This window comes from Telluria mixta (assembly GCF_029223865.1).
Lineage (GTDB): Bacteria > Pseudomonadota > Gammaproteobacteria > Burkholderiales > Burkholderiaceae_D > Telluria > Telluria mixta.
Window position 1 is genome coordinate 3635724 of record NZ_CP119520.1, and the last position, 20963, is coordinate 3656686.

Consider the following 20963-nt stretch of genomic DNA (forward strand, 5'->3'; position numbering starts at 1 on the left):
TTCGCGCCGCGCAGCGGCGGCAAAGTCGAGGCGCGTTTCCACCGTGACGCTATCGATGATCTGGATAGCTGCAATCCATATTTTCGTTTTTGCGCATTCCGAACTCCTTGATTAGACTGCTTCCCATGAGAGCGGCCCTGGCCGGCGCTGCGGCGCCCGGACAGGTGCACCTCATCGTCTCCTTGGGCCTGTCGGGCAGCCGACAGGCTTCTTTTTGCGCGATCGCCGATGCCGAGGCTCGCGTGGGACAGTCGACATCATTCAAATCATCGGAGACAGATTTGCCAGAACAAACCGTATCGAGCCGCCATCTGCGCGCGCTGCGCGCGTTGCCGCGTCACTCCCTGATTCTTGCGGGACTCTGGGGAGGCCATGCGGCCGCCCAGGACGTCATCCAGGAAGTCATCGTCACCGCGCAGAAGACCGCGCAGCCTGCGTCGAAGACCCCGCTCGCCCTGTCGGTGCTTGGCGGGGACGACCTGCGCCAGGCCGGCGCGACGAATCCGGTGGCGTTGACGGAGCTGGCGCCGAACGTGCAAATCACAACCGATACAGGCATGCTGCAAGTCGCGATACGGGGCGTGGTGAGCCTGGACACGACCGAGAAGGGCGATTCGTCCACCGCCTTCAACGTCGACGGCGCCTACGTCGGACGCACCGAGGCGCAGCTGGGCAGCTTTCTCGACCTGGAGCGCATCGAGGTGCTGCGGGGCCCGCAAGGCACGCTGTATGGACGCAACGCCACTGCGGGTGCGATCAACCTGATCACCAACAAGCCGACCCGCAAGCTGGAGGGACGCGTGGATGTCGAGATCGGGGATTACGCGACGCGGCGCGTCGAAGGCGCGATCAACATTCCGGTCAACGACGTGCTCGCGCTGCGCGCGGCCGCGGCGAAGATCCGCCACGACACATACCTGCGCCCCGGCCCGAACACGATCGGCCTGGACGACCGCGACGACACCGCCGGCCGCGTGCATGCGCTGCTGATCTTCACGCCGCAGACGTCGTGGCTGCTGACGGCGGAGCGCGCCAAGAACGGCGGCAACGGCGCCAGCACCGTGCCCCTGACGAACTTCTTCACCGGCACGCCGCTCCTCGGCGGCAACAACCTGGCGAATCCCGTGTATGTGGACCGCGGGGCCAATACGCAGCTGACCGCTGCGGCCCGTTACGCGGACGTAGGCTCGCACCGGAACAACGTGGCGACGACGCTGCGCTCGGAATTCAAGACGCGCCTCGGTGACGCGGCGGACCTGACGTACCAGTTTGCTCGGCTGCACGCCGACGTCGACCAGTTGAACAACGGGACATACTTCGGATTTCCGATGTATAACCGGATCAACGGCGAATCGACGCAACGCAGCCATGAGATCCGCCTGAACTCGTCCGGCCCCACGGCACTGAGCTGGGTGGCGGGCGTCTATCGCTTCGACGAAGACATCTATCGCGCCTCGTCGTACAACACGGTCACGCCCGGGCCGGTGATCACGCTGCTGTTCACGCCCACCGTCGTCAACGAATCCAGAGCGGCGTTCGGGCAGCTGACCTATCGCCTCGACGACCGGCTACGCCTGACGGCGGGCGCGCGCACGACGCGCGACGACAAGTCCGGCCACGATCCGCTCAGCGGCAGCACGACCGGGCCGGGCTACACCGCCCATGTGCACAGCGCGAAGTCCAACTTCCGCCTGGCCGTCGACTACGACCTGGCGCCGGCGGTGATGGCGTACGGCAGCCTGTCCACCGGCTACAAGGCGGGCGGCTTCAACGACACCAGTGGCTCGCCCTACAAGCCAGAGAATCTGACCTCGGTGGAAGCCGGGATCAAGGGACGCTTCCTCGCGAACCGGTTGCGCATGAGCGCGGCCGTCTTCCATTACGACTACAAGGACATGCAGCTGACGTCCGTCGTGTGCAGCGGCACCGCGACCGGGTCCGACTGCGGCGTGCTGACGACCAACGCGTCGAACGCCACCGTCAAGGGCGTCGAAGCGGAAGCCACCTTCAACGCGACGCCGGACGACAAGTTCAATCTGTCGCTCGGCACCGCCGACGGCAAGTTCAAGCGCTACCGCCCGAACGTCAACGACGACTGGTCCGGCAGCCAGATCGACCGGGCGCCAACCTACAACACGAGTCTGAGCTATGCGCACACGTTCGGGCTGGAGAACGGCGCGACGGTGCAGGTCCGCGTCGGGACGCGCTTGAACGGCGCCTACTTCATCAGCGACCCGTCCGCAGGCGTTCGTTACCGGCAGCCGGCCTATCGCAAGAGCGACGTGGCCGTGACCTATACGGCGCCGGCGCAGAACTACTACGCGCAGGCGTATGTGCGCAACATCGAGAACAGCATCACGCTCGACAGCCTGGTGCCGGGCGGCTTCGGCGTCGGTGCGCCGCGGACGTACGGTGTGCGGGCAGGGACGCAATTCTAGCGGACGGCCTGCCATCCGGGCAGGTCGGGAATCCGCCGCTCTCATCGGGACGGCGGGCTTTTTTCTGCCTATGTTCGCGTCAGCAAGTAGGGTAGGTTTTCCAGCGGCGGCCCGCCCATATCACATATTCGGCAAACCTCACGAAAGAGACCGCATCGTCGTACGAGACGTTTCCTAAAACAAACGTTGCCTGAAATTCCAGCTCTTGGGGCGTACGCGGCCCCACAACGACATTGAACCTGTTCACAAGCGTCTGGCGGTTAAGTGCCAGCTCGGGCGTATCGGCGCTTGTGGGTGGATTGGGCCAGTACTGATCCATGAACGCAAGGAGCTCAAATTTGACAGGCGAGTCTAGCGCCTAGCATACCCGTATTTCCCAGCCATACCCGCGGCCGAAACATTTAGTTTGCGGCAGTGAGCATGACTATGCGGCCTCAGCGCTCAATCCACGCGTAGTGCATTTTACTGTTTGGAAATTCGGCAAGATCACAACCCAGTACTCACTATGCCGACTTGCTTGGAAATGTATGACGGATTACCGGCGCGCGAACGCGTGCGCCGCAGTCGCGGCGCCAATCGGAGACAATCATGCTAATTTGCTTGAGGAACAATATGGCTGGACGGTGGCGTCGCCAGCAGGCGTGAGGAATCGCAGGGGTTAAAATAGCCCTGAATCGTGGGCATTTCTCAGCTCACTCTAGGTTTTATTGTTAAAATTTTTCACCCGTAAACGGCACTCGTCGATCAAACCGTATGCGATCGTATAATTAAGTAAATCAGCAAAACTTTGAAGGCGAAATTTCGACAATATCCGCGATTTGTGGGTGCTGATCGTTTTTTGGCTCAGATTCAGTGTTTTGGAAACTTCAACTACCCGCATGCCGCAAACCAGCATTGAATAGACAAGCTTTTCTTTTTCAGTCAAGCTGTCGTGCGGCAAATATCCTGATCGATGGGGGCTGGAAGTCGCAAGTTGACTTGCCAAAGCAGCACCAACATAGACTCGCCCCATTTCTATCCGTCGCACAGCGGTCACGAATTCCTCAATCGAGCAGTTTTTCATAAGAAATCCCTTCGCTCCATAGGCTATGGAAAGGGCCCCGTGTGTCATTTCGTTCAGTTGGCTAAATATCAGAATTTTTGATTCCGGAGCGACCGCGCGAATGTGCTTGATGACTTCAGCGACATTTTTTCCGATAGCCAACGGTTCCACAATGACGAGATCATATTTTCGCAACGAAAGAGCTTCAATGAGTTTAATGAAAGTTCTTGCTTCGTTGATCGAAACATTCGCACTGATACGGCTTACTACTGAATGAATTCCTTCTCGAGCCAAATCGTCGCAATCTGCCATTAGCAACTGCATCAATACTTCTCCAATATTTTCCTACAGTAAACCGTCAGACGGATGTTCTGATGGAATACCCTTAAGACTAGGAAACGATGAGATATTCGATATGAAATCTAGATCAATTCAGAAAATTTTAGCGTTATGAGTCGATGAGAACAAGGATTTTTGCCAAACGTGCACACGCATCATTTATATGATGACATGTAGTTTATTATTTGTCGCTGCGGTGCAAAATTTGTGGTCTATGTGATTACCAAAAGGATGAAGAATATATTTTCGCCGCGATCAAAGCAATGTGACTTGCATATTTTGTATTTTTACTTTTCTTGGTTTCCTATAGGAATTTCATCAATCGATTATTGGGAAATAGAAGCCAGTTAAAATGGTGGGGACTCAAAATGTGATTATGTGCATTATTTCGCGAATACTCAACGCGCTCGGCGTACCGCTCATAATGATGCGCAAGAAGACCTGACGTGCGGCAACCGCCAAGCGCTCAGGTGAGGTACGGCTAGGTCTCGCCGGAATTTTCGAAAAGCCGCTCGGACCAGGGCACCTCGCCCGTGAGCCTCGCCTCGAAATCCTTGGCCGGCAAGGGGTAGGAGAACAGGAACCCTTGAGCGAAATCGCAGCCGTGCTTTACGAGCCAGTCGCGCTGGACCGCCGATTCGACGCCCTCGGCGATGACCTTCAGTCCGAGCTTGTGCGCCATCACGATGATCGTCTCCGTGATCGTCGTGCTGGTTACATCCGTGCCGAGTCCGGCAATGAACGACTTGTCGATCTTCAGGTAATCGATATCGAGTCGTTTCAGGTAGCTCATCGACGAGTATCCGGTGCCGAAATCATCGATGGCCAAGTCGACGCCAGCCGCACTTAACGTGTCCAATTGCGTCTGCACGTCGTCCGACAGGTTCAACAACACGCCTTCGGTGATTTCGACGTTGATGCATGCCGGGTCCAGCCCACGCGCGCGCAGATGGGCGACCCAGTCCAGGCCGGGCGCGTTCGGCTGGAACTGGATCGGCGAGCGGTTGATCGTGACCTGGAAGTCCTGCCCCAGCATTGCCGTCCAGCGCACCGCCATGGAGGCGGCCTGATCGAACACCCAATCGCCGAGTTCATGGATGATTCCGGAGTCCTCGGCAACAACGATGAACTGATCCGGCAAGGTCAGTCCTGTTCCTGGCCTGTGCCAGCGCAGCAGGGCCTCCGCCTTGGCGATCGCACCGTCTGACAGGCATACGATGGGCTGGAAGTAGAGAACGAACTGCCGCTCGGGCAGCGCCCGACGCAGATCGGCGATCAAAGTCAGGCGCTGCATGGCGCTCGATTGCATGGATGCCTCGTAGAACGTCATGCAATTGCGGCCACCCGCTTTTGAGCGATACATTGCATGGTCGGCGTTACGCATCAATTCTTCCGAATTTCCCGCATCGCGTGGATACAGAGCGATGCCGATACTGCCAGCAACGTAGACCTGTTCCGACTTGAGCGAGAACGCCGTCGACAATGCCTCGAGTATCTGCTGGCCTGTCTGTTCGACATGTTCCAGCTCATGCGCTTCAGTCAGGATCACAGTGAATTCGTCGCCGCCGAGACGCGCGACCGTGTCGCCGGCGCGCACGCAGCGCTCGATTCTTCGTGCAGCTTCGACCAGCAACATGTCGCCTGCATCATGGCCGAGCAGGTCGTTGACCTCCTTGAAGCGGTCGAGGTCGACGAACAGGAGAGCCAACTGGCCACCGGCGGCGCCAGCCTGACGAATGCCCTGTTCCAGGCGATCGCGGAACAGCGTCCGGTTGGGCAGGCCGGTCAATGCGTCGTAGTGCGCGCGCCGCTCGAGAACTTCGTTGAATTCTCGGATCGTTATCTCGTTACGTTTGCGTTCGGAAATGTCGTTCACGAAGCCGCACCATACGACTTGTCTCTCCGGTGCGCGGGTTGGCGTGGCGTTGACCTCGCGCCAGCCTTCGCCGGCGCGAGGAACGTCAACCCGGAACTCGAAACGGAAGGGCTTGAGCGTCGCCGCCGAGCGCTGCAGCCGGCGATACATCCGATCCCTGTCTGCGGCGTGAATCCGATGTACCAGCGTCTCCCAGCCAGCGCGAATCTGGCGCGGTGTCAAACCGAACAGATTCTCCGCCTGGTCGCTGACATAGTCGCAGCAAAGCGAGCCCCGTGTGTCCATCCGCAGTTCGAACACGGCGCCCGGCAGTTGTTGCGTCAGGCTCAGGATGCGAGCCTGGCTGGCCTCGACCTGCTGCCTCAGGCCGACCGTTTCCGTGATATCCGCCATGGTACCGACCATCCGCACCGCGGTTCCGGCGCTGGAACGCTCGACAACGCAGCCCTGCGAGCGAACCCAGATCCATTTTCCGCTTGCATGGCGCAGTCGATACTCGCAGCTGAAGAATGATTCTGGAGCACCCGGCTCCGACACCTGCAAGCAGTACCTGACCCGGTCCAGCACGGCTGCACGGTCCTCGGGATGGATCCATTTGATGTATGTAGTCGAGCTTGCGGCTGTCCAATTCAGTGGCAGTCCGAGAATCTTCTTGCACTGGTCGGAATAGAAGATCGTGTCGTCGTCGACCTTCCAGTCCCAGACGCCCTCGCGCGCGCTGCTCAATGCCAGGTTCAGGCGTTCTTCACTCACACGCAGCGCATGTGCCAGCGTGCGTTGCTCGCCCAGCGCCGATTGCAGCTTGATTTGTGTCGAACGAAGTTCATCTTCCCGATCGGCAAGACGCGAAACGTCGTGGACGGTGCCGACCAGGTCCGTGCAGCGTCCCTTCTCGTCGAAAACAGGCGTAACCGTGACTTGGCCAACCTTGCGGCCTGCAGGATAGGTGCTGACTTCCTCCCAGCGTTGGGTCATGCCGGTCCGGATGGCGCGGCGATAAGCATCCTTGACCATCAATAGTGAGGGGGATGGGATCACATCCTCCACCCGGTTGCCGATCACCTGGCAGGGCTCCAGCATCGTCGCGGCATAGAACGCCGGATTCACATAAACAAAACGGTATTCGTCGTCGCCCTCAACCTTGAGGTGGTAGATCACGTCCGAAATATTCGCGAACGCGATCGACGAGGTCGCGCTATGGACCGCCGACGATTCCACATCGGCGTCACCCCGCGTCGGACCTTCGACAGGTGCGGAGGACGCCCGGTCTCGTCCAACTGGACTGGTTTGCGAAACAGAAGGTGTTCCAGGGCACATGATTATCGATTCGGGCGTGGAATACGAGACGCTGTCGAAGAAGCTTAACGTCTTTTGCGAACATACCGCGCACCCGCCGTCGTGACGCGCTTGCGTCGACCACGCACAGGCGGAGTCATGCATTAGCAGATTTTGAAATTCACTCACTCGTCCTGACCACAAGAGCGAGTAGGTAATTGTCAAAGCTGGTCCTGCGTTTGGAAAAACGAAGTAAATAATATAAATCGTTTATGGATCACTGGATGCCTGTGAGCGTCAGTGAAATCTTTTGCAGGGTGGCGCTTGCTTCGAGGATGAGTAGTCGCGTACCCCTCCGATTGCCGAACTCAACCGGCGCAGCTTTTGGCATAGCTTTCCTGTTCTTCTACGTCGGCTTCATGCAGATCGTCAGAGATCAAGCACCAGACCCGCACCCCGCGCGCGCGAGCAGCAGGGCGTGAAGCAGTCGTTGGCGGCGTGCGCTTCCGGCGTGAGGCAGTGGTCGCGGTGGTCGGGTTCCCCGTCGAGCACACCGGTGATGCAGCTGCCGCACAAGCCCTGGCCGCACGAGGACGGGATGATGATGCCGGCATCGGCCAGGGCGGCCAGGGCGCTGCGATCGGCCGGGACGTCGACCAGGCGACCGCTGCTGGCAATGCGCAGCGTGAAGGGGCGACCCCGCGCCACGTCGTCCGCCGGACTGAACCGCTCTGTATGCACGCACTCGTCCGGCCAGCCACGCCGCGCGGCTTCGGACAGCACCGCTTGCGTCAGCCCTGTCGGTCCGCACACGTACAGATGGGTGCCCTCCTGGCGTGCGGCCAGCAAAACGCCAGGGGCCAGCGTTCGTCCCTCGTCGTTGCAGTACATATGCACCTCGCCCAGATGCGCCATGCGTTCGCGAAAGGCCGCGTGCGCGCGGCTGCGGCAGGCGTAGTGCAGCTCGAAGGACGCCCCGCGCGCGGCCAATGCGTCGGCCATCGCCAGGATCGGGGTAACGCCGATGCCGCCCGCCACCAGGACGCTGTGGCGTGCTTGCGGCGCCAGCGCAAACTGGTTGCGCGGCATGCCGACCCTGACCAGGCTTCCTTGTCGCAGCGTCTCGTGCATCGCCTGCGAGCCGCCGCGCGAAGGCCGGCAGCGCAGGACGGCGATGGTGTAGCGGCACCGGTCACGCGGATCGCCGCACAGGGAATATTGGCGCACCAGGCCGGGCGCGATGAAAACGTCCACGTGCGCCCCGGCGGTCCATGCGGGCAGGCGCAGTCCGAGCGGATGGGTGAATTCGAACGCCAGGATCCCGTCGGCCACCGGATACGTGCGGCGCAGCCGCAGCGTCAACGCGCCGCGCCGCCGCGCCAGGAAGCTGGCCAGGCCCGACCAGGCCAGGACGGGCAGCGCCAGCATGGCCAGGAACAGCACCGCCTGCTGCGGGACCCCGCCGGCGAGGCCGTAGTGCAGGGCCAGGGCCCAGCCGTAGGCGCGGTGGCCGATGCCGGTGGCGGCGTACGGCGTGTAGCCGATGCGCGCGCCGCTGGCAGCGTCCAGGCGCAGCACACCCGTGGCATAGGGATGGGGCGCATCGTTTGCGGCCACGTCGATCTCGATCGGGGCGCCGGCGCGGCGCGGCATCCGCCATTGCAGCTGTTGCCACGGTGTGGCCGCCACCTGCGACCACGCCTGGTCCAGGGCGGGGCCGCCGACCGCGACGGCGGGCCCCTGGGGTGGTGCGGGCAGTGCCTGCGGCAGGCCGGTCAACGCCGCGACGATCAGCACCGGCGCGACCCACGGTGCGATCCGGCGATGCAACGCGAGGCGCCGGGCTCCCGCGGCAAGGCCGGCGCGCCGCCGAGGGGAGGGCCGCCAGGCCAGCAGGCCGGCCAGCGCCAGCACCAGCGCAGCGCCGGCGACGATGCCGGCGACGACGGCACCGATCGACCCGGTGCCGAAGGTATGAATCCATTCGAGCGTACCAAAGGGCCCGCCGTAGGCATGCTGGATCCCGAGCACGCGGCCACTGCACGCATCGACGAACACCCAGCGTCCATCGCTGAATTTGATACGCACGCTGGTCCCGCGCTCGCCCGGCATCCGGATCGCGGTCAGTGTCCCGGCACCAGGGTTGGCGGCACGGGCCGCAGCGACCAGCGCCGACGGCGGCCGGGCAGCGTTGCAGGCGGACGCGCGCCACAGCCGGGCGCTGACGGCCGGCTCGAGCTGGGGCCGGAAGACCATGGCGGCACCGCTCAGCGCAACGACGAGCAGCAGCAGCCCCGCGCCCAGGCCGATCCAGCGGTGCAGGGTGACGACCAGGGCGGGCACGCCGGCGGCGCGCCGCGTCGTTGCGTGGTTCATGCGTTCGCCTGGCCGCTATTCCAGCAGTTGGCCCAGCCGCACCACCGTGGTTCCCGGCCTCAGCTGGCGCAGGGACGGCATGACGAGCACGCAGTTCGGATAGGGGGTGCGCACTTCGCGCCCTTCGTTCCACGCGATCACCGTGCCGGCTTCGGCGAAGGTTTCGAGGCCGGTGTAGGGCGCGGCGAAGCGGAAGTCCATTCCGGCGGCGACCACCGCGTCCGTCACGCGCACCACGCGCGGCCGCTCGTCCCGGGGCTTGAGCCAGCGCTCGGGCAGGTCGCTCCACTCGATGGTGTCGAACAGGAGCAGCCAGCGTGCGCAGCAGTCGCGCGCCACGTCGACCGCGCCCGCCTCCCAGTGCTGGCCGCATTCGACCAACAGGGCGTTGCGTTCGCTATTGGCGGCGCCGAAATCGCCGTAGTCGCGCAGGCGCCGTCCTTCGGCGTGGCCGGCGTCGCTGACGATGGTGGGGGGCACGCCGAGGCGTCGGGCCAACTCGATGCCCTTGTCGAGCGGTCCGCTCACACTCAAGGGCGCGCTGCGTTCGTGCATCGAATGCAGGTCGAGCAGGAAGTCGACCGTATCGATCAACGGGCGCAGTTCCCTGGCGCGGCGCAATTCGGACGAATCGCGCGACAAGTCGTCCAGGATCGCGGGCGACCAGACGCGGTTGAAGTCCTGGTCCACGAAGCGTGACGCGTCCGGTCTGGCCGGATCGAAGGTGAGATAGGCCGCCACGTTGGCAAAGGCCACGGTCAGCCTGCCCCGTCGGGGCCTGACACCGAGGTCGAGCAACTCCTTTACCGCGATCGCGCCGCATACCTCATTGCCATGGGTGAGGGCGTTGATCATGACGTGCGGCCCGGGCAGGCCGCTGTCGAAGGTGAACACATAAGGGATCCCGGTATTGCCCTTTGCATAAGGCCGGATGTCCGGGAAGGCGATCTCGATCGGGTAGGTTTCCGGAGTGGCCATCATGCCGCACCTCCCTGGCACAGGTACTTGGTCTGCATGTAGTCGTCCAGGCCATGGCGCGAGCCCTCGCGCCCGTAGCCCGATTCCTTGACGCCGCCGAACGGCGCGGCTTCCGAGGCCAGCACGCCTTCGTTGACACCGACCAGGCCGGACTGCAGCCGCTCGCCCACGCGCCATGCGCGCGCGATGTCGCGGGTATAGAAATACGTCGCCAGGCCGAACGGTGTGTCGTTGGCGAGGCGCACCACCTCGTCCTCGTCGCGGAAGCGGAACAGCGGCGCCACCGGGCCGAAGGTTTCCTCGTGCGCCAGTTCCATCTCGGGCGTGGCGTCGGCCAGTACCGTGGGCGCGTAATAATTCGGACCGTCCGCGATCTCGTTGCGCACGCGCGCGCCGCCGACCAGCGCACGGGCGCCGTGTGCGACCGCATCCCGCACGTGGCTGTCGATCTTGTCGACGGCGCGCGCATTGATCATCGGGCCGATCTGCGACTCTTCACGCGTGGCGGGGCCGACCCGCAGCGCCGCCACGCGCGCGACCAGCTTTTCCGCGAAACGGTCATAGACCGCGTCCTGCACGTAGATCCGATTGGGCGAGACGCAGGTCTGGCCGCCGTTGCGGAACTTCGCCGCCATCAAGCCATTCACGGCCGCATCGAGGTCGGCATCGTCGAACACGATGAAAGGCGCGTTGCCGCCCAGTTCGAGCGAGAGCCGCTTGAGCGTGGTGGCCGATTCGCGCGCCAGGTACTTGCCGACCGCGGTCGAACCCGTGAACGTGAGCTTGCGCACGCGCGAATCGACCAGCCAGGCGCCGACCACGTCCGCTACCTGCTCGCGTGACGACGTCACGATGTTCAATACGCCGGGCGGTACGCCGGCTTCCTGCGCCAGCTTCACCAGCGCCAGCGCGGTGAGCGGCGTGTCCTCCGCCGGCTTGGCCACCACGGTGCAGCCGGCGGCCAGGGCCGGCGCGATCTTGCGGGCGATCATCGCCAGCGGGAAGTTCCACGGCGTGATCGCCGCGACCACGCCCACGGCTTCCTTCACCACCATCAGCTTACGGCCGCGCACCTGTTCCGGAATCATGTCGCCGTACGTGCGCACGGCTTCCTCGGCAAACCATTCGACGTAGGATGCGCCGTACGCGACTTCACCGCGGCCTTCGGCCAGCGGCTTGCCCTGTTCGCGCGAAATGATTCTGGCCAGGTCTTCCGCATGAGCGAGGATCAGCGCGTGCCAGCGCTTGAGGATGCGGGCGCGGTCGCGCGCGGGCATGGTGCGCCAGCTCTCGAACGCATCGTGCGCGGCGACCGTGGCCCGGCGGGCATCCTCCGCGGTGCTGTCCGGGACGCTGGCGAAGACAGTGCCGGTGGCCGGATCGGCGACGTCGTAGCGGCGCGCGGCGATGCTGTCGCACCATTCGCCAGCGATGAAGTTGTGCTGCTCGAGCAGGTCGGGGCGGGTCAGTGTCAGGGACATGATCGGATTCCTGGTCAGGTGAAGTCGCGGGTGGAAGACGTAGCCCGTTCCACCGCGGCGGCGATGGCTTTGCCCATCTCCGTCGTCGAGGCCGAGCCGCCCAGGTCCGGCGTACGCGGGCCTTCCGCCAATACCTGCTCGATGGCGGCCAGGATCGCGTCATGCGCCTGGCGGCCCACGGTACCGCTCTGATCGATGAAGTCGAGCATCAGGGCGCCGGACCAGATCATGCCGACCGGATTGGCGATGTTCTTGCCGTAGATGTCGGGCGCCGAGCCATGGACCGGCTCGAACAGCGACGGGAAGCGGCGTTCCGGGTTCAGGTTGGCCGACGGCGCGAGGCCCAGGGTGCCGGTGCAGGCGGGGCCGAGGTCGGACAGGATGTCGCCGAACAGATTGGAAGCAGCGACCACGTCGAAGCGTTGCGGCTGCAGTACGAAGCGGGCCGAGAGGATGTCGATGTGCTGCTTGTCCCAGCGCACGTCCGGATAGCCCGCCGCGATCTCCGCCGCGCGCCCGTCCCACCATGGCATGCTGACGGCGATGCCATTGCTTTTGGTGGCCACCGTCAAGTGCTTGCGCTCGCGCTTGCGCGCGAGCTCGAACGCGAATTTCAATAACCTGTCGGTGCCATGACGGGAGAACACCGATTGCTGCATGACGACTTCACGCTCGGTCCCTTCGTACATGACGCCACCGACCGAGCTGTATTCGCCCTCCGTATTTTCGCGCACGATCATGAAGTCGATGTCGCCCGGCTTGCGGTTGGCCAGCGGGCAGGGCACGCCTTCGAACAGGCGGGCCGGACGCAGGTTGATGTACTGGTCGAACTCACGACGGAATTTGAGGATCGAGCCCCACAACGAGATATGGTCGGGCACGGCGTCCGGCCAGCCCACGGCGCCGAAATAGATCGCATCCACGCCGGCCAGCTGTGCTTTCCAGTCGTCCGGCATCATCTTGCCGTGGACCGCATGGTAGTCGCAGCTGGACCATTCGATGTGTTTGTAGTGCAGCGCGATGCCGAAGCGCCGGGCGGCGGCATCGAGCACGCGCAAGCCTTCCGGCATGACTTCCTTGCCGATGCCATCTCCGGCGATGACGGCGATATTGAATGAGTGCTTGGCCATGAGTCCGTTCCTGGAAATCAGTGAATGATGGCCTGATCTTAGCGTCGGTCCCGGGATCGAAGTATCCGTAGCGTGGGGCGAAACCGGCACAAACAATGTTTTTTTGCGCGGCTTTGGCATGTTATGCGGCGCGCGCAGGAGGGAAGGAAAAAGCGAAGGAGGAACCGCCAGGGCGGCGGCTCTCCGGTGTGGCGACCGGCCTACTCGTGGGGCGAGAACAGCTTCTCGATCGGATAGTGGGTCTTGACGAAGGGCGACTTGATGACGATGTAGCTGAAGTATTTTTCGATGTTGACGCTGCGCTCCAGCACGTCTTCCATGATCGTCTGGTAATGCCCGACGCTGCGCGTGACGAATTTGAGCAGGTAGTCGAAGCCGCCGCTGACCAGGTGGCATTCGACCACTTCGTCGATCATGCGGATGGCGGACTCGAACTTCACGAAATCCTCGCGCCGGTGGTCCGACAGCGTCACCTGGGTGAACACGACCTGCAAGGTGCCGAGCTTTTCCAGCTGGATCATGGCCCCGTAGCCGGTGATGTAGCCGGCCTTTTCCAGCCGCTTGACACGAATCAGGCAAGGGCTGGGCGAAAGGCCGACCGCATCGGCGAGGTCGACGTTCGTGATCCGGCCATTGGCCTGCAGGTGGCCGAGGATACGGATGTCGATACGGTCGAGTTTTAACGCTTCCGGTAACATCGTGCTTCGCCGCTCCTGATCGTCTTGCAATAGTTGATAAGCATGCTAACAGGCGCGGTGCTGACAGTAAATAAGTAGTTCTGCCGAGGACGCCGGGCTTATTTGACGGCTCGGCGTACATCCGGCTCGTCCAGCACCTCGTCCAGCGTCTGCTTCAGGCGCGCAAACAGCAGTTCGAACTCGCTGGCCGTGTAGCACAGCGCAGGTGCGAAGCCCAGGATGTTGTCGCCGAAAGCGCGGAATATGACGCCGTTGCGGTAGGCCGCGGCGGAGATCCGTTCGCTGAGCCTGAGCGCCGGGTCGAAGCGCGTCTTGGCGGCCTTGTCCGCGACCAGTTCCAGAGCCCCCAGCAAGCCGCGGTTGCGCGCCTCGCCCACCAGCGGATGGGACAGCATCTCGCGCAAGCCCGCCTCGAAATGCGGCGTTTGCGCAACACCGTTGGCAAGCAGGCCGCCTTCCTCGTACAGACGCAGTACTTCCAGGCCGACCGCGGCGCTGACCGGGTGCGCGGAATAGGTGTGGCCATGTCCGACCGGCATGCCCGGCGATCCGTCGGCGATGGCGCAATACACCGCGTCCGACATCAGCACGGCGCCCATCGGCGCATAGCCCGCCGTCAGGCCCTTGGCGACCGTCATCAGGTCCGGCTGCACGTCTTCGGCTTCGCACGCAAACAGCGGACCGGTGCGGCCGAAGCCCGTGATGACCTCGTCCACGACGAACAGGATGTCCAGTTCGCGGCAGGCTTCGCGCATGGCCTTGAGCCAGCCTTTCGGGGCACGATCACGCCGCCCGAGCCTTGCACGGGCTCGCAGAAGAACGCGGCGACGTTGTCCGCGCCCAGCGCATCGACCTTCGCGCGCAGCGCTGCCACCGACGCGCCGATGATGGCTTGCGGATCCTGCCCGGCCTCGTTGCGGTAGGGGTAGGGCGACGGGATCTTGTGCTGGTGCGGCAGCGGCACGTCGAAGTTCTGGTGGAAGGCCGCGATGGCGGTCAGGCCGGAACCCTGCGACGACGAGCCATGGTAGCCGCGCTCGAGCGAGATGAAGTGCTTCTTGTGCGGGCGGCCGGTCGAATTGTAGTAATGCGTGATGAAGCGGATTGCCGCGTCGACCGCGTCCGAACCGCCCAGCGTGAAGTACACGTGGCGCAGCGATGCAGGCGCCAGCTCCACCAGGCGCGCGGCCAGGCGGATCGCGGGCTCGGACGCGAAGTGGAAATAGCTGGTCGCGTACGGGAGCTGGCGCATCTGCTCGGTCGCTGCGCGCACGATGCTTTCCTGGCCGTAGCCGACGTTGACGCACCACAGGCCGGAAAACGCGTCCAGCAGTTCGTTGCCCTGGGCATCGGTCAGGTAGGCGCCATGGCCGGACGCGAGAATCGTGGCGCCGCGCCGCTCATGGCTGCGGTAATCCACGACCGGATGGATGAGGTGGGCGCGGTCCAGCGAAGTGAGCTCGGTAAGTTCGTTGTTGTGCATGTTGGGGTCCGGGTAGGGGGAGCGAATGTCGCCCGCTTATGGTAGCCAGACCCCCGCAGCGATAGCTTGCAGAAAGAGGGCGCCAAATCAACGGAAATTGCGTTTTGAGTGCGGATTCGGCATTTTCTGTTTCCGGCCTAGCACAAGGCCTGGTTGATGATCGCGAATTGCGTCACGCTGCCATCGCGGCGCGGTACGCCGTTGCGCGCCATGATCACCGCGGTGTCGACCCGGGCCAGGCCAGCCTGTTCCAGCCACGGGCCGAGGCCGCCGGCACCGTCGATGTCGATGCGGACGAAGGTGCCCGCATACGCCCCCGACCACTGCGCGATCAGCGCCTTGGCACTGTCCGTGTCGGGTGCCACAAGCGGGCCGATCACGCGGCCGCGTCCGAACTGCCGCAAGATGGCAAACCCGACCGGGGCACCGTTGCGCTCCAGCACCGCCACCTCGCCCATGGCGGCCAATTCGCGCACGAGCGTATCGCGCGCCATGCCCGTGGCGCGGTCGGCCAGGGCGATGATTGCCGGCAGGTCTTCCGGCGCGGCCGGACGCACGCGCGCGCCGCCGTCCAGAGCGACCGAAGGAATCGCCGCCAATATACCCTGGTGCTGGTACAGCGTGCCGATCGCCGCGAATCCCATGCGTTCGTACAGCGGCTGGCCAGCGGCGGTGGCGTTGAGCAGGACGCAGCGATCGCCGAGTTCTTCCAGCACGAGCCGCATCAGTTCGCGGCCGATGCCCTTGCCCTGGTGGTCCGGCGACACGATGATCATGCCGAGCGACGCATGGCCGTCGCCCTGTTTCCAGCACAGTCCGGTGCCGATCACGGTGCCCTCCTGCTCGGCGACATAACCCGTGCCCACGCGCAGCACGAACTGCCAGTCTTCGGTGCGATGTGGCCAGCGCACGGCCTGCGACAGCGCGTGAGCGGCGGAGATATCGTCTTCGTTCATGCGGCGATAGGCGACGGCGGTACTGTTGGTCTGGGTAAGCATGTCGGTTTCCTCGTGGATGAAGGCGCCGTCGGCGGGCAGGCGCGTTGCTGCCCACGGCCGGCAATGTCTGAATCCGCGGCGGGCACAACCCGCCATCGCTTGTCGCGTCAGCCCAGCGACTGGCTGAGCAGTGCGAAGCGCGTCATGGATGGGTCGGGGCGGGGCGCCTCGCCGCGCACGAGCACCGGTACGGTTGCGTCCACTTGCACCAGACCCATGTCCGTCAGCCAGGGACTCAGGCCGCTGGCGTCGGGAACATCGAGGCGCATGAACGAACCGGCACGCGAACCGGCCCAGTGCGCGATCAGCGCCTTGGCGCGTTCGGCGTCCGGTGCGACCACCGGGCCGATCACATGGCCGAGCCCGAACTTGCGCAGCGCGGCGTAGCCGATCAACTCCCCATAGCGGTCGATGGCGACCAGGCTCGCGACGCCCATCAGGTGCTTGAGCGAGACGGTGCTCGACCTGCCGAGCGCGCGCCGGGACAGGGCGGCCAGCGCGGGTTCGTCGCGCGGGCCGATGGGGCGGATCCGCTCCCCTTCACCCAGCAGCACGAACGGCGTGCGGAACACGCTGCCCTGGTGCTGGTGGACGCAGCCGATCCGCACGAAGCCGAGGCTCTCGCAAAACGCATGGTGTTCGGCGGTGGCATGGAGCAGGACATTGCGCTCGCCCGTTTCGCGCATGATGCGCGCCATCAGTGCGCGGCCGATGCCGGCCTTCTGGCGCTCGGGGGCGACGATCACCATGCCCACCGACGCGTAGTCCTGGCCGTACAGCCAGCACATCACCGTGCCGATCACGCCGGTCTCGTCTTCCGCGACGATGCCTTCGCCCAGGCCGTGGACGAACTTCCAGTCTTCGAGCCGGTGCGGCCACAGCACCGACAGCGACAGTTTATGCGCTGCCGGCAGGTCGTCGGCGGTCATGCGGCGATACTGGACGGCGCTATCGGTCGTGCGATTTTTCATGCGATTTGCTCCCGCTTGGCTCTTCAGTGACGGCCATATTGCCACACCCGGATGGCGCTGGCGACGGGGGAATGCAAATCCAAACATTCGGCCATGGGCGGCGGCGAAAGCGTGCTTTGTGCTGGCTCGTCGGTCCTCAACCGCACAAAATGCTTCGGGGGGCACCCTATAATCTTCGCATACAGGTGGGTTGCCCGCATCGGCCGGGCGGCCCTGTTCGCACGAGAGAAAGGGGCAGTGAATGGAAGGCTTCGACCCGAATGAGGTTGACGTGCGCATGGCGCATTTTATCCATGGACGCTTGGTGGAGGGGGCCGGCGAGTTGCCGGTGCAGCGGCCTTCCGATGGCCGGATCTATGCCGCGCTGCCGGTCGCCGGAGCGGATCTCGTCGACCAGGCCGTGCAGGACGCGTCGCGGGCGTTCAAGACCAGCGACTGGAGCCGTTGCGCACCGCGCGAACGGGCGCGCATCCTGCGCCGCTGGGCCGACCTGATCGAGGCCGATGTGCAAACGCTGGCGCGCCTGGAAGCCGTCGGTTCGACCCGTCCCGTCAAGGATGCGGCATCCTGGGATGTGCCCTTCACCGCCGACGGCATCCGCTTCTTCGCCGAGTGGGCCGACAAGATCGGCGGCGATGTCGCAGCGACCCGTAGCGACAACCTCGGCATGACGATCGCCGAGCCCTATGGCGTGGTCGGCGCCATCGCGCCCTGGAACCTGCCGCTGGTGATGGCATCCTGGAAGGTGGCGCCGGCGCTGGCTGCCGGTAACGCGGTGGTATTGAAACCGTCCGAGCTCACGCCGTTCAGCGTCCTGCGCCTGGCGGAACTGGCGGTTGCCGCCGGCGTGCCGGCGGGGATTTTCAATATCGTGCAGGGCGACGGCCGCACCACGGGCGACGCCCTGTGCCGCCATCCGCAGGTGGCCAAGATGACCTTCACGGGTTCGACCCGCACCGGCGCGGCCATCATGGCGGCATGCGCGGAGAGCGGCACCAAGCCGGTGACGCTGGAACTGGGTGGCAAGAGTCCGCAAATCGTGTTCGCCGATGCGCCCGACCTGGAAAAGACCGTGCGCACCGTGGCGCGCGCGATCACGCTGAATGCCGGCCAGGTGTGCGTGGCCGGTTCGCGCCTGATCGTGCAGCGCGCCGTCGCCGAACGCTTCATCGAGCGCCTCGCCGCCGTGTTCGCCGAACTCCAGGCCGGGCCGACCTGGGATGCCGGCGCATCCCTGAGCCCGATCATCAACCTGCGCGAAATGCAGCGCATCGACGGCATCGTGCAACGTGGCGTGGCGGCCGGCGCCGAGATCGTGGCGGGCGGCCGCGCCATCCAGGTCGGCGGCGATGGTGCCTATTACCAGCCCACGATCCTGACCCGGGTCGACAGCGCGATGGACGCGGTGCAGAACGAGATCTTCGGCCCGGTCATCACCGTGCAGGTGTTCGACGACGAGGACCAGGCCCTGGCCCTGGCCGACCACCCGGACTACGGCCTGGCCGCCGGCATCCATACGGCCGATATCGGCCGCGCCATGCGACTGGCGCGCGGCATCGAAGCGGGGACGGTGTGGATCAACCGCTATGGGCGCAGCGCCGACTACGTCATTCCCACCGGTGGCTACAAGCGCTCCGGCATCGGCAAGGACCTGGGGCGCCAGGCCTACGAAGCGAACCTGCATTTCAAGAGCGTGCTGGTGGATTTCGCGGCCTGAAGGGGGCCGATATTGGCGCGGCAATATATGCTGCCGTGGTCGGGAAATACCATGCATTCTGTGTTTTGAGCGCGCCAATACAAGAGATTCACCGACGTCCGCAATGATTAAATCGTAGTCAGCCGGCAGCGTTCTCGGACGTGCTTTCGGACCCGGATTGAACATCGACTAAAGGAACCATCAACATGACTACGCACCTGCGGCCCAAATACATTTCGTTCGACTGCTACGGCACGCTGATCAATTTCCGCATGTCGGACGTGGCGCGCGAACTCTTCGCCGACCGCATCGGGCCCGAACAGATGCAGCAGTTCACCCGGGATTTTTCCGCGTATCGCCTGGACGAAGTCATGGGTGACTGGAAGCCGTATGACGAGATCCTGTGCAACGCCGTGCAGCGCACCTGCAAGCACTGGGGGATCGAATACCGCGACAACGAAGGCATGACGTTCTACGACGCTGTGCCGACCTGGAACCCGCACGCGGATGTACCAGGCGCGCTGGCCAGGCTGGCTACGGAATACAAGCTGGTGATCCTGTCGAACGCGATGGACGAGCAGCTTCCGCACAGCATCGAAAAACTGGGCGCCCCGTTCCACCGCGTCTACACGGCGCAGCAGGCCGGCGCCTACAAGCCGCGCCTGCAGGCGTTCGAATACATGCTCGACCAGTTGGGCTGCAGCCCGGACGACATCCTGCACGTGTCGTCGAGCCCGCGCTACGACCTGATGTCCGCGCATGACATGGGCATCAAGAACAAGGTCTTCGTCAACCGCGGCCACGAACCGGGCACGCCCGGTTACGACTACCACGAAATCAAGGACCTGAGCGGCCTGCCGGGTTTGGTCGGGCTGTAAACGATGACCATCACGGGACGCTGCGATGAAGCTTGAATCCTATTGGCTCGATACCGCCCCCGTCTTCGGCGCGGGCGACCAGGGGGCCGTTGCCGGACGTGCCGACGTGGTGGTGGTCGGCGGCGGCTTTACCGGCTTGTCCGCCGCACTGGCGCTGGCCCGCCGCGGCGCGTCGGTAACGGTGCTGGAAGCCGGGCGCGTGATCGGGGAAGCCTCCGGCCGCAACGGCGGCCATTGCAGCAGCGGCCTCGCGCACGATTTCGGCGCGCTGGCGGCGCGCCTGGGCGTGGACAAGGCGCGCGACTTCCACCGCGCGTATTGCGCGGCCTTCCATACGGTGGCGGGCATCGTCCGCGACGAAGGCATCGACTGCGATTTTGCCGTCGTCGGCAAACTGAAACTCGCCGCCAAGCCCGAGCATTACGACAAGCTGGCGCGCGCCTGCGAGCTGCTGCGACGCGAGGGCGAGGCGGACGTGCGCATGGTGGAGCCGGCGCACATCGGCTCGGAAATCGGGTCGGACAAGTTTTACGGCGGGATGCTGCAGGCGAACAGTGCGCAGATGCACATGGGGAAGTTCGGCGTCGGCCTGGCGCAGGCCGCCGTGCGCGCGGGCGCGCGCGTGTTCGAGCAGGCGCCCGTCACGCGCCTCGAACGCCTGCCCGACGGCGGGTTCCGCGTCACCAGTGCGCGCGGCGTGATCGAAGCCGGGCAAGTGCTGCTGGCGACGGGGAATTCCCGAACCGGTCCGTTCTCCCATTTCCGCCGCCGGATGATTTCCGTCGGCAGCTTCATCATCGCCACCGAGCCGCTGCCGGCGGAGACGATCCGGCGCCTGCTGCCGCATCGCCGCAACTACGTCACCTCGAGGATCATCGGCAATTACTTCCGCCTGTCGCCGGATAACCGCCTGGTGTTCGGCGGGCGCGCGCGCTTCGCCATGTCCAATCCCCGGTCCGACGCGAAGAGCGGCGCGGTCCTGCGTGCCGCCATGGAGGACATGTTCCCCCAACTGGCAGGGATCGGCATCGACTATTGCTGGGGTGGCCTCGTCGACATGACGGCGGACCGCCTGCCGCGCGCAGGCGAGCATCAGGGCATGTATTTCGCCACCGGCTACAGTGGCCATGGCGTGCAGATGTCGGTCCACATGGGGCAGGTGATGGCCGATGTCATGGCCGGCAAGCCCGAGCGTAATCCGTGGCGCACGCTGGAATGGCCGGCCATCACCGGCCACTTCGGCTCGCCGTGGTTCCTGCCGTTCGTCGGCGCCTACTACCGGTTCCAGGACTGGCGGCATTGAG

Annotated in this window: 13 protein-coding genes and 1 pseudogene; 4 read left to right on the forward strand and 10 right to left on the reverse strand. The window is 64.3% G+C overall.

Going from position 1 to position 20963, the window contains the following annotated elements; genetic code table 11:
* The first annotated feature begins 281 nt into the window (after window positions 1–281).
* Window positions 282–2438 (forward strand): TonB-dependent receptor, encoded by a 2157-nt coding sequence (locus P0M04_RS16215; protein WP_259451543.1) that lies wholly within the window; start codon window positions 282–284, stop codon window positions 2436–2438.
* Between the two features lie 697 nt (window positions 2439–3135).
* On the opposite strand, the gene P0M04_RS16220 is transcribed toward P0M04_RS16215, so the two are convergent.
* From P0M04_RS16220 to P0M04_RS16265, 10 genes and pseudogenes are all read right to left on the reverse strand, one after another.
* Window positions 3136–3804, reverse strand: a complete 669-nt coding sequence (locus P0M04_RS16220; protein ID WP_259451542.1) for a LuxR C-terminal-related transcriptional regulator — start codon at window positions 3802–3804, stop codon at window positions 3136–3138.
* A gap of 496 nt (window positions 3805–4300) precedes the next feature.
* A complete protein-coding gene (locus P0M04_RS16225; RefSeq protein ID WP_259451541.1) occupies window positions 4301–6853 on the reverse strand; it encodes a sensor domain-containing protein in 2553 nt (850 codons plus the stop codon).
* Between the two features lie 546 nt (window positions 6854–7399).
* Complete coding sequence (locus tag P0M04_RS16230; RefSeq protein ID WP_259451540.1) at window positions 7400–9346, reverse strand: PepSY domain-containing protein; 1947 nt, start codon at window positions 9344–9346, stop codon at window positions 7400–7402.
* Between the two features lie 15 nt (window positions 9347–9361).
* Complete coding sequence (locus tag P0M04_RS16235) at window positions 9362–10327, reverse strand: M14 family metallopeptidase (RefSeq protein ID WP_259451539.1); 966 nt, start codon at window positions 10325–10327, stop codon at window positions 9362–9364.
* Window positions 10324–11805 carry an NAD-dependent succinate-semialdehyde dehydrogenase gene (locus P0M04_RS16240; protein WP_259451538.1) on the reverse strand — a complete coding sequence of 494 codons (1482 nt, stop codon included), beginning with the start codon at window positions 11803–11805 and terminating at the stop codon, window positions 10324–10326. Before P0M04_RS16240 ends, P0M04_RS16235 begins: the two co-directional genes overlap by 4 nt.
* A gap of 14 nt (window positions 11806–11819) precedes the next feature.
* Window positions 11820–12935, reverse strand: a complete 1116-nt coding sequence (locus P0M04_RS16245) for a tartrate dehydrogenase (RefSeq protein WP_259451537.1) — start codon at window positions 12933–12935, stop codon at window positions 11820–11822.
* Between the two features lie 200 nt (window positions 12936–13135).
* On the reverse strand, window positions 13136–13633 hold the full coding sequence (locus tag P0M04_RS16250; RefSeq protein ID WP_259451536.1) for an Lrp/AsnC family transcriptional regulator: 498 nt from the start codon (window positions 13631–13633) through the stop codon (window positions 13136–13138).
* 98 nt (window positions 13634–13731) lie between these two features.
* Window positions 13732–15116 (reverse strand): annotated as a pseudogene (locus P0M04_RS16255) (aspartate aminotransferase family protein).
* Window positions 15117–15253: 137 nt separating this feature from the next.
* Window positions 15254–16114 (reverse strand): GNAT family N-acetyltransferase, encoded by an 861-nt coding sequence (locus P0M04_RS16260; protein WP_259451534.1) that lies wholly within the window; start codon window positions 16112–16114, stop codon window positions 15254–15256.
* Between the two features lie 107 nt (window positions 16115–16221).
* Window positions 16222–17085 carry a GNAT family N-acetyltransferase gene (locus P0M04_RS16265; protein WP_259451533.1) on the reverse strand — a complete coding sequence of 288 codons (864 nt, stop codon included), beginning with the start codon at window positions 17083–17085 and terminating at the stop codon, window positions 16222–16224.
* Between the two features lie 241 nt (window positions 17086–17326).
* Between P0M04_RS16265 and P0M04_RS16270 the strand changes: the two genes are divergently transcribed.
* From P0M04_RS16270 to P0M04_RS16280, 3 genes are all read left to right on the forward strand, one after another.
* Window positions 17327–18802 (forward strand): aldehyde dehydrogenase family protein, encoded by a 1476-nt coding sequence (locus P0M04_RS16270; protein WP_259451532.1) that lies wholly within the window; start codon window positions 17327–17329, stop codon window positions 18800–18802.
* Window positions 18803–18987: 185 nt separating this feature from the next.
* Window positions 18988–19659 (forward strand): haloacid dehalogenase type II, encoded by a 672-nt coding sequence (locus P0M04_RS16275; RefSeq protein WP_259451531.1) that lies wholly within the window; start codon window positions 18988–18990, stop codon window positions 19657–19659.
* A gap of 25 nt (window positions 19660–19684) precedes the next feature.
* A complete protein-coding gene (locus P0M04_RS16280; protein WP_259451530.1) occupies window positions 19685–20962 on the forward strand; it encodes an NAD(P)/FAD-dependent oxidoreductase in 1278 nt (425 codons plus the stop codon).
* Window position 20963 lies beyond the last annotated feature (1 nt).

What these genes read in the sequence shown, in the direction of transcription:
- P0M04_RS16220 (WP_259451542.1), bottom strand. Translation starts at nt 3,804, where the DNA reads ATGCAGTTGCTAATGGCAGATTGCGACGATTTGGCTCGAGAAGGAATT.
- P0M04_RS16230 (WP_259451540.1), bottom strand. Translation starts at nt 9,346, where the DNA reads ATGAACCACGCAACGACGCGGCGCGCCGCCGGCGTGCCCGCCCTGGTC.
- P0M04_RS16235 (WP_259451539.1), bottom strand. Translation starts at nt 10,327, where the DNA reads ATGATGGCCACTCCGGAAACCTACCCGATCGAGATCGCCTTCCCGGAC.
- P0M04_RS16240 (WP_259451538.1), bottom strand. Translation starts at nt 11,805, where the DNA reads ATGTCCCTGACACTGACCCGCCCCGACCTGCTCGAGCAGCACAACTTC.
- P0M04_RS16245 (WP_259451537.1), bottom strand. Translation starts at nt 12,935, where the DNA reads ATGGCCAAGCACTCATTCAATATCGCCGTCATCGCCGGAGATGGCATC.
- P0M04_RS16250 (WP_259451536.1), bottom strand. Translation starts at nt 13,633, where the DNA reads ATGTTACCGGAAGCGTTAAAACTCGACCGTATCGACATCCGTATCCTC.
- P0M04_RS16260 (WP_259451534.1), bottom strand. Translation starts at nt 16,114, where the DNA reads ATGCTTACCCAGACCAACAGTACCGCCGTCGCCTATCGCCGCATGAAC.
- P0M04_RS16265 (WP_259451533.1), bottom strand. Translation starts at nt 17,085, where the DNA reads ATGAAAAATCGCACGACCGATAGCGCCGTCCAGTATCGCCGCATGACC.
- P0M04_RS16270 (WP_259451532.1), top strand. Translation starts at nt 17,327, where the DNA reads ATGGAAGGCTTCGACCCGAATGAGGTTGACGTGCGCATGGCGCATTTT.
- P0M04_RS16275 (WP_259451531.1), top strand. Translation starts at nt 18,988, where the DNA reads ATGACTACGCACCTGCGGCCCAAATACATTTCGTTCGACTGCTACGGC.
- P0M04_RS16280 (WP_259451530.1), top strand. Translation starts at nt 19,685, where the DNA reads ATGAAGCTTGAATCCTATTGGCTCGATACCGCCCCCGTCTTCGGCGCG.